At 37.5% G+C, this 14,206-nt stretch carries 16 protein-coding genes; 10 read left to right on the top strand and 6 right to left on the bottom strand.

The window, feature by feature from the left end; translation table 11 throughout:
• Positions 1 to 89: 89 nt before the first annotated feature.
• Positions 90 to 461 carry a winged helix-turn-helix transcriptional regulator gene (locus tag JML65_RS08835; RefSeq protein ID WP_047492773.1) on the top strand — a complete coding sequence of 124 codons (372 nt, stop codon included), beginning with the start codon at positions 90 to 92 and terminating at the stop codon, positions 459 to 461.
• 101 nt (positions 462 to 562) lie between these two features.
• Here JML65_RS08835 and JML65_RS08830 read toward each other — a convergent pair whose 3' ends face one another.
• A complete protein-coding gene (locus tag JML65_RS08830; RefSeq protein ID WP_084084264.1) occupies positions 563 to 1,747 on the bottom strand; it encodes an MFS transporter in 1,185 nt (394 codons plus the stop codon).
• Between the two features lie 234 nt (positions 1,748 to 1,981).
• Here JML65_RS08830 and JML65_RS08825 point away from each other — a divergent pair, with 234 nt between their 5' ends.
• The gene (locus JML65_RS08825; protein ID WP_047492768.1) at positions 1,982 to 2,740 is read left to right on the top strand and encodes an NUDIX hydrolase; all 759 of its coding nucleotides are present in this window, start codon (positions 1,982 to 1,984) and stop codon (positions 2,738 to 2,740) included.
• A gap of 83 nt (positions 2,741 to 2,823) precedes the next feature.
• Entirely contained in the window at positions 2,824 to 3,555 is a 732-nt protein-coding gene (locus tag JML65_RS08820) for an MBL fold metallo-hydrolase (RefSeq protein WP_047492763.1), read from the top strand.
• 16 nt (positions 3,556 to 3,571) lie between these two features.
• Here JML65_RS08820 and JML65_RS08815 read toward each other — a convergent pair whose 3' ends face one another.
• On the bottom strand, positions 3,572 to 3,913 hold the full coding sequence (locus JML65_RS08815) for a helix-turn-helix transcriptional regulator (protein WP_052188711.1): 342 nt from the start codon (positions 3,911 to 3,913) through the stop codon (positions 3,572 to 3,574).
• 588 nt (positions 3,914 to 4,501) lie between these two features.
• On the opposite strand from JML65_RS08815, the gene JML65_RS08810 reads away from it, so the two are divergent.
• Positions 4,502 to 5,095, top strand: coding sequence for a Crp/Fnr family transcriptional regulator (locus JML65_RS08810; RefSeq protein WP_202270573.1), 594 nt, complete (start codon positions 4,502 to 4,504; stop codon positions 5,093 to 5,095).
• A 74-nt stretch (positions 5,096 to 5,169) separates the two neighbouring features.
• On the opposite strand, the gene JML65_RS08805 is transcribed toward JML65_RS08810, so the two are convergent.
• Positions 5,170 to 5,796: a chloramphenicol acetyltransferase gene (locus tag JML65_RS08805; protein ID WP_202270572.1), complete on the bottom strand. Its 627-nt coding sequence runs from the start codon at positions 5,794 to 5,796 to the stop codon at positions 5,170 to 5,172.
• 402 nt (positions 5,797 to 6,198) lie between these two features.
• On the opposite strand from JML65_RS08805, the gene JML65_RS08800 reads away from it, so the two are divergent.
• The 4 genes from JML65_RS08800 (at position 6,199) to JML65_RS08785 (ending at position 9,300) form a co-directional block, all read left to right on the top strand.
• On the top strand, positions 6,199 to 7,044 hold the full coding sequence (locus JML65_RS08800; RefSeq protein ID WP_202270571.1) for an NAD(P)-dependent oxidoreductase: 846 nt from the start codon (positions 6,199 to 6,201) through the stop codon (positions 7,042 to 7,044).
• A 4-nt stretch (positions 7,045 to 7,048) separates the two neighbouring features.
• Positions 7,049 to 7,504, top strand: coding sequence for a PPC domain-containing DNA-binding protein (locus tag JML65_RS08795; protein ID WP_202270570.1), 456 nt, complete (start codon positions 7,049 to 7,051; stop codon positions 7,502 to 7,504).
• Positions 7,494 to 8,138, top strand: a complete 645-nt coding sequence (locus JML65_RS08790) for a Crp/Fnr family transcriptional regulator (RefSeq protein ID WP_237390816.1) — start codon at positions 7,494 to 7,496, stop codon at positions 8,136 to 8,138. Before JML65_RS08795 ends, JML65_RS08790 begins: the two co-directional genes overlap by 11 nt.
• Before the next feature lie 85 nt (positions 8,139 to 8,223).
• Positions 8,224 to 9,300: an SDR family oxidoreductase gene (locus JML65_RS08785; protein WP_202270569.1), complete on the top strand. Its 1,077-nt coding sequence runs from the start codon at positions 8,224 to 8,226 to the stop codon at positions 9,298 to 9,300.
• Positions 9,301 to 9,384: 84 nt separating this feature from the next.
• Here the strand turns inward: JML65_RS08785 and JML65_RS08780 are convergent, their stop codons facing one another.
• Genes JML65_RS08780 through JML65_RS08770 form a run of 3 tightly spaced genes read right to left on the bottom strand, consistent with a single transcriptional unit; the run spans position 9,385 to position 11,404 of the window.
• A complete protein-coding gene (locus JML65_RS08780) occupies positions 9,385 to 10,188 on the bottom strand; it encodes a helix-turn-helix domain-containing protein (RefSeq protein ID WP_202270568.1) in 804 nt (267 codons plus the stop codon).
• An 18-nt stretch (positions 10,189 to 10,206) separates the two neighbouring features.
• The gene (locus tag JML65_RS08775) at positions 10,207 to 10,608 is read right to left on the bottom strand and encodes a GlcG/HbpS family heme-binding protein (protein ID WP_047492749.1); all 402 of its coding nucleotides are present in this window, start codon (positions 10,606 to 10,608) and stop codon (positions 10,207 to 10,209) included.
• Positions 10,609 to 10,612: 4 nt separating this feature from the next.
• Positions 10,613 to 11,404: an SDR family oxidoreductase gene (locus JML65_RS08770; protein ID WP_047492747.1), complete on the bottom strand. Its 792-nt coding sequence runs from the start codon at positions 11,402 to 11,404 to the stop codon at positions 10,613 to 10,615.
• 202 nt (positions 11,405 to 11,606) lie between these two features.
• Between JML65_RS08770 and JML65_RS08765 the strand changes: the two genes are divergently transcribed.
• Complete coding sequence (locus JML65_RS08765; RefSeq protein ID WP_202270567.1) at positions 11,607 to 12,629, top strand: ligase-associated DNA damage response exonuclease; 1,023 nt, start codon at positions 11,607 to 11,609, stop codon at positions 12,627 to 12,629.
• On the top strand, positions 12,626 to 14,206 hold the full coding sequence (locus tag JML65_RS08760) for an ATP-dependent DNA ligase (RefSeq protein WP_202270566.1): 1,581 nt from the start codon (positions 12,626 to 12,628) through the stop codon (positions 14,204 to 14,206). The genes JML65_RS08765 and JML65_RS08760 overlap by 4 nt, the downstream gene beginning before the upstream one ends.

Here is a 14,206-nt window from a genome sequence, read left to right as displayed (position 1 = left end):
TTTTTATCTTTATGGTACAAAATTAAATTTCAAACCTTACATTTGCACTGTATACAGCGAATTGTACGGTACTAACAAATTTGTAAGTAATGGGGAAAATAAAAGAAAACTCAACTAATAATATCAATAGACAATATATCCATGAATGCGATCTTACCTATGCCGTCTGTAAGATTGGGGGGAGATGGAAGCTTCTGATTCTGGATAAACTTAAAGATGGAAAACTGCGTTTCAGTGAACTTCGGAAATCCATTTCGGGAATAACGGAAAGAATGCTTACCCTGCAATTAAGAGAACTGGAGAAAGAAGGCTTACTGAAAAGAACAGTTCATGCCGAGGTACCACCCCGGGTAGATTATGAGCTGACAGATATTGCCAGAGAACTTATTCCTATCTGGAATGAGTTAAGTAAATGGGGAGGAAAACATCGGGACTTAATACAGGAACAGGTAGAACCTTAGGAATAAGCCTTACATGACGGAAGCCTAAAACTTCTTCTTATAAAAACAAAATCTCTGATCAATACTGATCAGAGATTTTTTATTATTGTATGGGTATGATCTCATTTTTTGTTGACTCTTTGACAGAAAAGAATATGAGCAATCAGTGCCAAAACACCAAAGGTTGTTCCTACAAAACAAACCCCTGCCCACTGTGCTTTCTGCCATGCAACAGAAGCCAGCCAGGTACCTAATGATCCTCCAATGAAATAAGAAACCATATACACCGTATTGAGTCTGTTTACTGCATTGGATTTTATTAAAAAGTAATTGGTTTGGTTCATAATGTGACTGGACTGTACCCCCAGGTCAACAAGAATTACACCTACAATCAGTCCCCAATAGGTTTCTCCTGCAAAATAAGTGAACCCCCAGCTTCCTATGACAATCAATAATGAATACAGGATAATCCGGTTGATATCCAGATACTTTTGCAGTTTCCCTACTTTTGCGGCAGCCAATGCTCCTACCGCTCCTGCCAATCCAAAACTTCCTACAACAGAAGATCCTGCATTAAAAGGAGGTTTTTCCATATGGAAAACCAATGTAGTAAACAAAGCACACATAGACCCGAAAGCCATTGCACCACGGAATGACGCAAGCTGAAGAATGGGCTGTGTTTTGGCAAGGTGAGCCACAGAGCGCATCAGCTCTTTATAGGTGCCTTTGAAATTAGGATGCAGTTCCGGAAGCATTTTATAAACAGCCAGCCAAACTAAAATCATTAAGCCTGCCGCAATCCCAAACATAGCTCTCCATCCCCAGACTTCCCCTACAATTCCTCCTACAAAACGGGAAAGTAGAATCCCTAATAGCAGACCGGACATGACAAGCCCGATATTGCCGGCTTTCTCCTTATCTGAAGAAAGTTCTGCTGCAATAGGAACAAATAGCTGCGGGATAACAGATGTGGCTCCAATCAATAAGCTGGCGGCATATAACATCCATAGCTGAGTGGCAAAAGTCATCCATAACAGGGAGCCAAAAACAAGAAATAAATCAATTAAAATCAATTTCTTACGATAAAATTTATCTCCCAGCGGTACAAGCAATAATAATCCCAGCGCATACCCAATTTGGGTAAGTACCGAGATCCTGCTCGCTGCACTTTCCGAAACATTTAGATCTTCAGAAATAAGGGCCAGTAAAGGCTGATTATAGTAATTGTTGGCTACTACAAGTCCGGAAATAATGGCCATCAGCCAAATTACAGTCCTTGAAATACTGTTAGAAGCGTTCTCCTGCATGTTACAAATAAAAATTAGTGTGAGTAGAAAATGATTTCGAATGACCGGATCGTATCAGATCCTTCAGAAATATATTCTTTTTATAAGAGCCCAAAGGTAATCATTTTAATAAAAGAACATCATCTATTTAATCTGTTGATACAATAGATGACTTTTCTTAAAAACAAGCTTTAATAAGGTATTTTCTGAAACATTGACCCGTTTTTATATTACATTTGTCATACACACTTATTTATGAATGATATAGATTCTAAAGAGCAGATTTTAAAGCGGTCTGTAGAAGCAAAAGAAATTTATCTCCCTCATCTTTCAGCAGATCCTGTTATTTTTGGTTTTGATCAGAATGAGCTGAAGGTCCTGCTGGCAAAAATGAATTACCGAAAACAATGGCTTCTTCCCGGAGGATATGTACACAAGGATGAAGACCTGGATGAAGCTGTACTCAGAATTCTGGAATCCCGGACGGGTGTAACCAACGTTTTTCTTGAAGAATTTGGAGTTTTTGGGAAGAGAAACAGAAGCGAGTTGTATTTTGAAGATTTTGATGACAGTCTTTTCCAGAAACAGCGGTTCATTTCAGTGGGTTATTATGCCCTCTACAATTCTTCTGAGATTAACCCGGTTGCCGACGAAATGAGTGAAACCTGTGAATGGGTTTATTTAAAACAGCTTCCGGAAATTGAGCTTGCTATGGATCATCGGGAAATCATTGACAAAGCACTGCTAACCCTTAGGGAAAAAATTTCCTATAAACCCATCGGATATAATCTGCTTCCTGAAAAATTTACACTTCCTGAACTGCAGAAACTCTATGAAGCCATATTGGGTAAAACCCTTAATCGCGGAAACTTTTACAGGAAGATTAAAAACTTAGGCATTTTAAGGAAGCTTGAAGAGCAAAGACGCGGAGGAGCCCATAAATCTCCCGACCTTTATTCGTTTGATCAGGAAAACTATACAAAAGCTTTGGAAAACGGCTTGAACAACTGGTAGACTATCAGTATAATTGCTTTTGTTGATGATTCCGATTGATGAAAAACCTTTGAAGTTGTAGAAATATTGAAGAAATTTGCAGCATGAAAATCATTCCCCTCAAAGAAGGTAATTTCTCAGCAAGCAAAACAAAAGATTTTAGTCTTTTAACAGCCGAAAATATCGATACGGCTAAAGGAATCAAAATGTCTGTACAGCCTTTTCTCATCATCACAGAAAACGACTATATCCTGTTGGATACAGGTATGGGCTGGAAAAATGAGAATGAAGTATCTGTGGTTTCTGAAATCCTGGATAGAGAAAACATCAAACCGGGGCAGATTACAAAAGTACTGCTCTCCCACCTTCATAAAGACCATATAGAAGGTGCTGTAACGGCTACAGACTATGGTTTTGAAGCTACCTTTCCGAATGCTGAAATTTATATTCAAAAACGGGAACTGGATTTTGCCATGGAAAATAAAGGAAATCCTTCTTTCGATTTCGATACCCTGGAAAAACTGATCCAATTGCCTCATATTGTATGGATGCATGAGGATAAAGGACAGATTACTGATGAGATATCTTATGAAGTAGTTGGCGGACATACTCCATTTATGCAGGTTTTCTGGATTCGTGAGAATGAAGAGACAGCTTTTTATGGTGCTGACGATCTACCACAGGCCTCCTATTTAAAATATCACCTGGCTTATAAAAGTGATTTCGATGGCAGAAAAGCCATGGAACTAAGACTTAAATGGGAAAAAGAAGCAAGAGAGAACCGTTGGAAAATACTTCTTTATCATGATCTGGACAAAGCTATTGTGGAAGTTTAAATCTAAGAAAAATGGTTTAAATTTCATTAAACCATTTATAAATATCAATCTCAGAAGGAATATTGAGTTTTTTTCTGATTCTGTTTTTCCTGTTTTGTATCGCTTTTGGGGTGACAAATATACAGGTGGCTATTTCTTTTGTCGTCATATTAAGCTTAAGATAAATACAAAAAATAGATTCAGAATTTTTAAGGCCTGGCTGTATAGCAGATAACTTTTCGAAAAAATCAGGATAGACTAATCTGAATTTACTAAGCAAACGGGGTGAGTTTGCTTTGGCAAGAGCCATAATTTCGTCTTCTACAAGAATCTTCTGATTCAAATCCTCTAAGTGGGATTCATGTTTTTTGTTTTTCATAATACGTTCTCATCTCTACTAAAGTCTGATACAACATCCTTTATGCATCAGTACAATATCTTTTTCTATTGATCAATTCCTGTTTTGAGCATTCAACACAGAAATTAAAATAATTTTTATGTATTAAAAATTTTATTTGCTTTTTTAAATACTATTCAACAAATCACCCTATTACCTTATGCTTGTTGAATGATTTTGTTAAAATATTTATAAATATGAATTTTCGTTCATTTTACACAAAGCAAAGAAAGAAAAAATGATTAAAATTCTATTAAAACAGCGTACCACATACATACCACGTTATGTTTTTAAGTAAAATATCATAACAGCTTTGTTCAGGCTGTTTCCAATTATTTATCTCTCTTTATTTTAACACAAGGTAAATGTAGCAGATTCTTGTATTCACTTTTTATGATCCTGATCAATACTCTTCAATTATATTAAGAAAAAATGAAGTTTCGTGGTAGCGGTATGGTACCACATTGTGAGATAATCAAATAAAATAGGTGTTCCTTTATTTTTTAATGCCAGATTCCGGTAACCTGTAAAAAAGGTGTTTACGTTTTAATCAAGTATAAATCACAACATATGATCACTGAAGATTTATTAATTTCTTTTGGAGCTGAAACCATAAATTATAAAGCGGGAGATCTTATTTTCCGTGAAGAGGAATATCCGATGTTCTATTATCAGATTGAAAAAGGAAAAATCAAGCTTAATAATTATACTGAAGATGGCAAAGAGTTTATCCAGAATATATTTTCTGACGGTCACAGCTTTGGTGAGTCACTCTTATTTGTTGACCGTCCTTATCCCATGAACGCTCTAGCCATGGAAAACTCCTCTATCTTCAGGATATCCAGAGAAAGTTTTTTAAATCTCATAAAAAACAATCCTGAAGTTTCACTGAATGTCTATCAATGTCTTGCGGAAAGAATGTATTATAAATATATTATGCTGTATAATCTTTCCTTTCAAAACCCTGTTTCAAAATTAAAATTACTGCTGGATTACCTGAAAAGCTATCATGATGATAAGGCTGCCTATTCATTTCAGATACCGCTTACCCGCCAGCAGCTTGCTTCCCTTACCGGATTATGCGTAGAAACCGTTATACGTACCATAAAGCAAATGGAAAAAGATAATATTCTAAAGATTGAACAACGGAAAATCTATTATTAGGAAACAAAATACCAGCAGGAAACCTCTCCTGTCCTTTAAATAACCCGTCTAATCGGACTTTAAAAAACTTTTTGTTACAGATCAAGCTGTCTCTGAAATTCCTCTACATATTTCGCAAGGTGAATTCCGTCAGCCAATCCATGATGTGCCTCAATAGAAACCGGCATGTATTTTTTTCCATCACGGATACTAAATCTTCCAAAAGCAATCTTTGGTACCGATTCTGTGGTGTTGAAATCTGTAGGATGCAGAATGGCACTGAAAGAGTTCCATGGAATAGTCGTATGTCTGATGTGGTCTTTTCCCAGTCTGTCGTTGCTTAACCGAAGTCCTGATGACTGATGTACTCCCTTTATTTCTTCCTGCAAAGCAGCATTGAATATTTCAAAATCTTCCGAGAAATGTGTAAATGAAAAACCAAAAGTTCCATCAGGCCTTCCAATAGTGCTTCCTGCATGAACGATATCAAATTGAACGACATCCCCATCTACTATTCTAAGTTTTAATTCTTCAACGGTATTGACAGCAACCATAGACTTATGGTAATAATATGCAAAGAAAGAGTATCCTTTTTCTTTAGCCGTTTCATAAGCTTTGGTACAATCCACTTCCGTTGTAAAACCAAGGTAAGGACTTGCCATCCCTGAAAAAAATTCAAAATGCTCCTTTCTGTTCCAACTTTCAATATCTACAATCTTCATTGATTTTTTATTTGCTGCAAATTTCAGAAAGTTTCTCCGGTTTTAAAAATTTCTCACTCAAAATATAATAAAAACTTAATCGATAAGGTGCCTGGTTGGTAGATTTTTTGCTTCAAAATAGTAAGAATAAAATCTCCTCTCTCATTAATAAATAAGTATGTTTAAATTTAGTGACAAAAGATTTTTAAACACCTAAGCTATTTAAGGTATATACTTTGTGTATAAGAAGTACACTATAGTTTTGTTGAAAATCAAAGATTTTCATCTTATGTGAACTTAATTGTGCAGTATTCCTTTAAACTTTCTAAAGTGTCTAAAAAAGGTTAAACAGCTTTAATGTAAACTTCTCACTGACAAACCTTATAAAGAGGGAGAACTTCATTAATCATTAAAAATTAAAATATGCAGGTAGAAACGATCGGATTTATAGGACTAGGAAATATGGGTCATCCTATGGCGAAAAACCTTGAAAAAGCAGGATTCCCACTGTCTGTTTATAATAGATCTCCTGAAAAAACAAAAGATTTCGAAGAAAAATCTTCGGTCTGTTACCAAATTCAGGAATTGGTACAAAACAGTAGTATTATATTTACCATGCTTACCAATGATCAGGCTGTGAAAGCCGTTTATGAGGAAATTCTGAATTCAGATATAAGGGGAAAACTATTTATAGATATGAGTACTATTTCTCCTAAAGCCTCAGAAGAAACTGCAGCTGCCTTGAAAATAAAAGAAGCATGTTTTATTGATGCCCCTGTAGCCGGAAGTACTGTTCCCGCCGCAGAAGGAACTCTCATCATTATGGCAGGAGGTTCTAACGACGATGTACAGCATGCCATGCCTTATCTGTTGAAAATAGGAAAATCGGTAAAACATCTGGGTGAAAATGGAAAAGGAATTGCCGGTAAACTATCCATCAACTATTTTTTATCTGCCATCTATCAGGGATTGGCCGAAACAGTTTTGCTGGCTGAAAAATTAGGAATTGAACGGACAGATATGCTGGAAATCATTAATGAAAGTGCCAGCGGAAGCGGTGCTACTAAGGTAAAAACACCATTGTTGATTGCCAATCAATATGACCCCGCATTTGCTCTGGATCTCATGTTGAAAGATATTCTTCTTGCTAAAAATGCAGGAGCCGATTTTCCTTTATCCGAAGTCTTAGTTCAAACCTATCAATCAGCTCATGATAAAGGCTTTGGTCAGGATGATGTCATAGGAATTATAAATTACCTGAAAAAATAAGATCATGGATATTCAAAACTTAAAAGGAACCCATTGGTCAGCCAGAAAAGTTGATCATATTTATATTGTCAGCCTTAAAAACCGGTCGAATATTGTTGAAGCATTAACGGATTTTATTCGGAATCAGAATATTCAGGCAGGGGAAGTTACCGGAATAGGAGCCGTAAGTGAGGCTACCCTTCGTTTCTTTAATCCTTCAACAAAAAACTATGTGGATAAAATGTTTAAAGAACAAATGGAAGTGACCCATATTTCCGGAAATGTAGCTGAAATAGAAGAAAAGATAAGCCTTCATCTCCATATTACCCTGGGAAGAGAAGATTACACTGCCCTGGCTGGCCATCTTTTGGAGGCCACCATTCAGGGAGCTGCAGAATTTATTTTTTATCCTTTACATACCAGAGTGGTAAAAGTTAAAAATCAGGAAATAGGAATTAACCTTTATGATTTTGAAAAATAGAACTTATCTTGCTTCGGAAAGCATTATTTTTGATGAAAATATTTATTTGATGTTTGAGGTCCTGCTTTCCCATATCGAAAATAAGGTTGATATCACAGAAGATCAGAAAAACCAGGTTCAGTCTTTCTTTACCGTAAAAAAACTCCGTAAAAAACAGTATCTGCTTCAGGAAGGAGATATCTGTAAATGTTTGTCTTTTGTGAGTAAAGGGCTGTTGAAATCTTATTTTTTGGATGAAAAAGGAAATGAGCACATCAATATGTTTGCTTTTGAAGGCTGGTGGATCTCCGATTTCAATAGTTTTGTTCATCAGGAAAAGGCAGTATTAAATATCGACGCCATCGAAGAAACCGAAGTCCTGATGATTACCCTGGAAAACTATGAAAAGATGATGTTGGAGGTTCCTGTCATGGATCGCTATTTCAGAATTTTATACCAAAACAGCCTGGTAACCAAAGATCAAAGACTTATTGTTTCCAATAGCTATACTGCGGAAGAAAAATACCTGCAGCTGGCCCAGAAAAATCCCGAAATGATTAAAAGAGTCCCTCACAACCTTATTGCGTCCTATCTTGGGCTGGCACCTGAAACGATAAGCAGGATCCGTAAAAAGATTTCTTTGAATAAGAATTGATCCAGATCAATTCAAACGCATGATCCAGGTCAAGCTTGCAGGTCTGTAGGCGCCGTAATTTTGTAAAATAATTTTTATAAATATTATGGAAAATACAGGAAATATTGCATTGGTAGTAGGTGCTACCGGGATTACGGGGAGTAATCTTGCTGAAGAACTGATTGCACAGGGCTGGATCACTTATGGATTATCCAGAAATATAGACAATGCTATTCCGGGACTTCGCCCTGTTAAGGCGAATCTTCTGGACGAAGAAAACCTCACTGAAGCACTGGCAGGGATCTCTCCTACCCACGTTTATTTTACTACCTGGATGCGTAACGATACCGAAGAAGAAAATATCCGTGTAAACAGCGCATTGGTAAGGAATCTGTTACATGTTTTATCTCCTAAAAAATCTGTTCAGCATGTTGCTTTGGTTACAGGGCTGAAGCATTATCTCGGACCTTTTGAAGCCTATGCAAAAGATGGAATACTGCCGGAAACACCAGTTCGGGAAGAACATCCCAGACTTTCGCTTCCCAATTTTTATTATGTTCAGGAAGATGAAGTATATCAGGCTTCTGAGAGAGAAGGTTTCACCTGGAGTATTCACAGACCTCATACTGTCGTAGGCTATGCTGTTGGAAATCTTATGAATATAGGGACCACCTTAGCCGTCTATGCCAGTATTTGTAAAGAAACCGGCAGAAAATTTATCTGGCCTGGGTCTGAAGCCCAATGGAATGGCGTATCAGATGTAACCGATGCTAAAGTATTGGCCAAACAGTTAATTTGGGCCTCCACCACTGAAACCGCAAAAAATCAGGCTTTTAATATTACCAATGGAGATGTATTCCGATGGAAATGGCTTTGGAAAAGATTGGCCGACCGGTTTGGGATTGAAGCGGAAGGATTTAATGGTTCGGTAAGACCTCTTGAAAAAGAACTGCAAAATGATCATCCTTTATGGAAAGCAATAGCAGAAAAATATGATTTGAAAGAAAATCATTTAAACAAATTATCTTCAGCATGGCATACCGACCTGGACCTTGGAAGACCTCTTGAGGTGATGTGTGATATGTCTAAAAGCAGAAAACTGGGCTTTACTGCCTTTAAAAGTACCGAAGATTCCTTCGCTGAAGTTTTTGAGAAATTAAAAGCAGAAAAAATGATCCCTTAAATAAAAAAGGAGCGAAATAATCGCTCCTTTTTTATATTGATGTGTTTTTTTAATCATGGAATTTTCACCATCATTTATTTCAAACTAAACTTCAGATGTTGTCATGCCGTATTTTCTTTTAAAGGAATAATAAAAGTGAGACAGATTTTCAAAACCAAGATCCAGATAGATATCCGAGGGCTTCTTTTGTTTATGCCTGATTAGATAATACGCTTCCTCCAGCCTTTTCTCCTTTAGCCACTGTTTGGGCGTCTTATTGAAAGTCTTATTAAAATCCCTTTTAAATCCCGAAAGGCTACGTCCTGTAAGTTTGGCAAAAGCCTCTACAGACACATTAAACATGAAATTTTTATTCATAAATTCTTTAAGGTCGATCTTATGAGGCTCTGAAAAATCAAACAGTAGATTTTTAAAATCCGGATTGCTCTGCAAGATAAGTTCTACGGCTTCCCTGATCTTCAAAATAGCCAGTCTCAGCGTTACTTCTTTTGTTTTATCAACATAAGGAATAAGAGACTGAAAATAACCTCTGAAAAAATCATCCGGTTCAAAGAATAGCTTTTGATTACCCGCAAACGGAGCATCCATCACAATTTTATTTTCTGTGGCATATTGCCGCAATGTTTCGATGTCAAGATTGATGGATATAAACTGATACTTTTCTTTTTCTGAAGGATACTTAATAGTCCGGATCAATTGATTTTTTCTGACCAGAACCACGGTATTTTCTTTAACAATGGTCTTTCCCTGATCATGAAAAGCATGGGTTTCTCCGGATATTTGAAATCCCAGAAAATGATCCGGTATAAACTCTTCATTTCCTCTGTAGGTTTCAAAAGCACATGAGTAAACCAGTTTGTCAAATATAATTTCAGAAGTGTTCTCCATGATACAAATATCTGAAATTTAAGCAATACCGGAAGCTCCTGCACCTGCAATTTCTTTATCCTCTTCGGGACTTCCGCCTGAAGAACCAATTGCTCCTATGATTTCTCCCTGAGCATTTTTAATAACGACTCCTCCGGCAATGGTTAACAGCCCGTCATTAGAATTCAGCATTCCATAGCCATGCATCTCTGCTCCCGCAATAATACTGCCCATAATCTCACTGTCAACACCAAACATAACGGCTGTCTTTGCTTTTTTTACTGCAAAATCAATCACCCCATATACACTGTCTAACCGGGCAAAAGAGACCAGATGCCCCCCCGCATCCACCACGGCAATGCTTACAGGAATATTCAGGGCTTTTGCTTTCCCGACAGCGGCTTTTAAAGCCTTTTCTGCCAGATCATAACTGATTCCCATATGATTAACTTTTTGCTGTCCATGCTTCGGCCTGAAGCTGTTTTACAAAATCCTCCGTTTCTTTCGGGTGTACATTTCTGAAATTAGAATGATCATCCAAAGCAACATTCACGATACAGTCTGCCATAGATTGAGGATCTAGCTGATGGGCCAATGATTCTGCAGTACCTTCAAAGACAGATGGAGGTGTAAAGTTGGTCTCAGGATTATACCAACGGAAAATAGAGTCTACCCCACGGTCATTAAAGCCTGTTCCAAATACTCCCGGATTGCACGTTGCAATTTTAATATCAAACTGGGCCAGTTCTGTTTTTAAGCCCTCTGCAATGGCTTCCATTGCATGTTTTGATGCACAATATGCAGCCACATACGGCACCGTCCATAATCCACCCATAGAAGTAGTAAATACGATTTTCCCCGGCTTCTTTTGTTCAATGAATTTCTTGACAAACCCCTGAGCCAGCTCCAGCCCACCAAAGACATTCACATCAAACATAGAACGGACTAATTCCAGTGGCTGTTCAGCAATAGGACCTCCTTCCATAATTCCGGCGTTGCTAATTAAAATATCAATATCGTATTTTTGATGGATATAAGCAATATCACGGGAGTTGGTGACATCCAGTTTATCAACCGTAAGATCAATCCCCTTTTCTTTAGCTTCTCTGATTAAATCACTCATCTGAGGATAAACCTGAGCTGTGGCAATTACTTTGTGTCCTTTCTTTGCCAAATCGAAAGCAGCAATCTTCCCAAATCCGCTTGCTGCACCTGTAATCAAAATTGTTTTACTCATTGTATTCTTTTTTTATGATACTACAAATTTCAATGATTTTCAGAAGGTTACTATTGTTGGAAAGTTCATTCTTTTATTGCTGAAAAGTTCATCTGATGTATTGGATAACGGTAAGATATTTTCATAGGACGGTATAAAAATAAACGGTTTATTGTAAATTGGTTAAGTTTTTGAAGCTTATTCTACAAAACCAATCACACCATTGAAATTAATCACATTTACTAAAAAAGGAATTTACTGTCCCAAGGGAAAATTTTATATAGATCCGTGGAGGCCTGTAGATATGGCAGTCATTACCCATGGACATGCTGACCATGCCCGCTGGGGAATGAAAAAATACCTTTGTCATCATTTTACAAAACCCATTCTGTATCAAAGAATAGGACCGGATATTGAATGTCAGGGTGTGGAATACGGAGAAAAAATTAATATGAATGGGGTACAGGTTTCGCTTCATCCTGCGGGGCATATTATTGGTTCTGCACAGATCAGGCTGGAATATAAAGGGTATGTAACGGTCATTTCAGGGGATTATAAGGTTCAGTATGATGGGCTGAGTACTCCTTTTGAACTCGTGAAATGCAATGAGTTTGTTACAGAAAGCACTTTTGGACTGCCTATTTACAATTGGTTAGAAGTTCAGGATTTAAATAAGAAGCTCCAAAATTGGGTGCTGAAGAATAAAGAAAATAATAAAACATCCGTGTTTATCGGATATTCTTTAGGAAAAGCGCAGCGGATTATGAAAGCTGTGGAAGGATTGGGAGAAATATATGTCCACTACTCCATTGGAAAATTGAACGAGGCTTTTGAAACCGTTGGAATCAAACTTCCCGATTATACCATAGCAGATTTTAAAGAACGTCCTAAAGAGATGGAACATGAAATTGTCATTGTTCCTCCAGCTTTACTGGACAGCAATATGATAAAAAAAATTCCTGATCCGGCAACCGCTATATGTTCCGGATGGATGCAGGTGCGTGGTGCCCGAAGATGGCGGAGTGCCGATGCGGGATTTGCCATGAGTGACCATGCAGACTGGAAGGGCCTTTTGCAGACCGTAAAAGCTACAGAAGCCGAAATTGTTCATGTCACCCATGGGCAGACTGAAATATTCTCAAAATATCTGAATGAAATTGGTATTCATGCCGATGTAGTAGAAACTCTTTTTGGCGAAGATGATGAAGAAACAGAAAAGGTAAATCAAGAAAACTCTGAAGTATGAGACATTTTGCAGATCTGATCAATGCTTTGGAAACAACCAATAAAACCAATGCTAAGATTGAGGCTATCCTTGATTATCTGGAACGTTCTCCGGATGAAGATAAGCTATGGTTTATTGCTTTATTTACAGGCAAAAGGCCCAAAAGAAATATCAACACCAATTATATGAAAGAATGGGTATTGGAAATCACCGACCTTCCATTTTGGTTATTTCAGGAATCTTATTCTTCTGTAGGAGACCTTGGAGAAACAATTTCACTGATACTTCCTCCACCTCAGGAAAAAATTGACCGTACTTTATCACAATGGATGAACGAAATTGTTCATTTAAAAGATAAAACAGAAGCGGAAAAGAAAGAATTTGTTCTAAAATCATGGAATGGTCTGGACTATACGGAACGTTTGATCTTCAATAAACTCATTGGGGGCAGTTTCCGTATTGGTGTTTCAGATAAAACGTTAATCAATGCTCTGACGAGATTTTCCGGACAAGAATCCAGTGTACTTATGCACAGTCTTATGGGAAAATGGAAACCCGATGAGGTCTCTTTTAAAGAATTAATTTCTGCTGAAAATATCAACCCGGATAATTCAAAACCTTATCCGTTCTGCCTGGCCTATCCATTAGAAAAAGAACCTCACCAGCTGGGAGATCCTCATGAATGGCTGGTGGAATATAAATGGGATGGAATACGGGGACAGATCATCCGCAGGAATGATGAAGTCTTTATATGGTCCAGAGGAGAAGAGCTTGTCACGGAACAGTTTCCGGAAATTACCGACACTGTAAAGGCCATGAAAGGCAACTTTGTTTTAGATGGAGAAATACTTGCGGTAAAGGATGGTAAAGTTTTAAATTTTAACGAATTACAGAAGAGATTGAACAGGAAAACTTTAACTAAGAAAATGGTATCAGAAATTCCTATAGAAGTATTCGTATATGACCTCCTGGAGCTTGAAAATAATGACCTGCGGGAGAAACCTATCTCCTCAAGAAGGGCCATGCTGGAAGAATTATTACTCAATGAAAATCCCGGAAATATTAGTATTTCCAGAGCTATAGATTTTCAAAAATGGGAAGAATTAAACGCTATCCGGGAAAATTCAAGGGCTGTCAATAGTGAAGGGTTGATGCTGAAACAAATGAGCTCTCCCTATCACTCCGGACGAAAAAAAGGAGATTGGTGGAAATGGAAAATCAACCCATTTACCATTGATGCCGTTTTAATCTATGCCCAAAAAGGCAGTGGCAGAAGAAGCGCCTACTATACCGACTACAGTTTTGCCGTAAAAAACGGAGATACCCTGGTAACCATTGCAAAAGCCTATTCCGGGCTTACCGATAAAGAAATCATGGAAGTCAGCCGGTTTGTGAACAAAAATGCTATTGAAAAATTTGGTCCGGTGCGGACGGTAAAAGCAGAACTTGTTTTTGAAATCGCTTTTGAAGGCATAGGATTCAGTAACCGTCATAAAAGCGGTGTAGCCCTAAGGTTTCCAAGAATTGTAAGATGGAGGAAAGATAAAACGGTGGATGAAATTGATAATCTGGAAGAAATAAAAAAATTAATACAGTAA

It is taken from the genome of Chryseobacterium sp. KMC2, from assembly GCF_016756935.1.
In the GTDB taxonomy this organism is placed as follows: domain Bacteria; phylum Bacteroidota; class Bacteroidia; order Flavobacteriales; family Weeksellaceae; genus Chryseobacterium; species Chryseobacterium rhizosphaerae.
Note: the sequence above shows the minus strand (reverse complement) of the source record. Positions and strands in the feature narration are given on the sequence as shown.

What these genes read in the sequence shown, in the direction of transcription:
- JML65_RS08835 (WP_047492773.1), top strand. Translation starts at nt 90, where the DNA reads ATGGGGAAAATAAAAGAAAACTCAACTAATAATATCAATAGACAATAT.
- JML65_RS08830 (WP_084084264.1), bottom strand. Translation starts at nt 1,747, where the DNA reads ATGCAGGAGAACGCTTCTAACAGTATTTCAAGGACTGTAATTTGGCTG.
- JML65_RS08825 (WP_047492768.1), top strand. Translation starts at nt 1,982, where the DNA reads ATGAATGATATAGATTCTAAAGAGCAGATTTTAAAGCGGTCTGTAGAA.
- JML65_RS08820 (WP_047492763.1), top strand. Translation starts at nt 2,824, where the DNA reads ATGAAAATCATTCCCCTCAAAGAAGGTAATTTCTCAGCAAGCAAAACA.
- JML65_RS08815 (WP_052188711.1), bottom strand. Translation starts at nt 3,913, where the DNA reads ATGAAAAACAAAAAACATGAATCCCACTTAGAGGATTTGAATCAGAAG.
- JML65_RS08810 (WP_202270573.1), top strand. Translation starts at nt 4,502, where the DNA reads ATGATCACTGAAGATTTATTAATTTCTTTTGGAGCTGAAACCATAAAT.
- JML65_RS08805 (WP_202270572.1), bottom strand. Translation starts at nt 5,796, where the DNA reads ATGAAGATTGTAGATATTGAAAGTTGGAACAGAAAGGAGCATTTTGAA.
- JML65_RS08800 (WP_202270571.1), top strand. Translation starts at nt 6,199, where the DNA reads ATGCAGGTAGAAACGATCGGATTTATAGGACTAGGAAATATGGGTCAT.
- JML65_RS08795 (WP_202270570.1), top strand. Translation starts at nt 7,049, where the DNA reads ATGGATATTCAAAACTTAAAAGGAACCCATTGGTCAGCCAGAAAAGTT.
- JML65_RS08785 (WP_202270569.1), top strand. Translation starts at nt 8,224, where the DNA reads ATGGAAAATACAGGAAATATTGCATTGGTAGTAGGTGCTACCGGGATT.
- JML65_RS08780 (WP_202270568.1), bottom strand. Translation starts at nt 10,188, where the DNA reads ATGGAGAACACTTCTGAAATTATATTTGACAAACTGGTTTACTCATGT.
- JML65_RS08775 (WP_047492749.1), bottom strand. Translation starts at nt 10,608, where the DNA reads ATGGGAATCAGTTATGATCTGGCAGAAAAGGCTTTAAAAGCCGCTGTC.
- JML65_RS08770 (WP_047492747.1), bottom strand. Translation starts at nt 11,404, where the DNA reads ATGAGTAAAACAATTTTGATTACAGGTGCAGCAAGCGGATTTGGGAAG.
- JML65_RS08760 (WP_202270566.1), top strand. Translation starts at nt 12,626, where the DNA reads ATGAGACATTTTGCAGATCTGATCAATGCTTTGGAAACAACCAATAAA.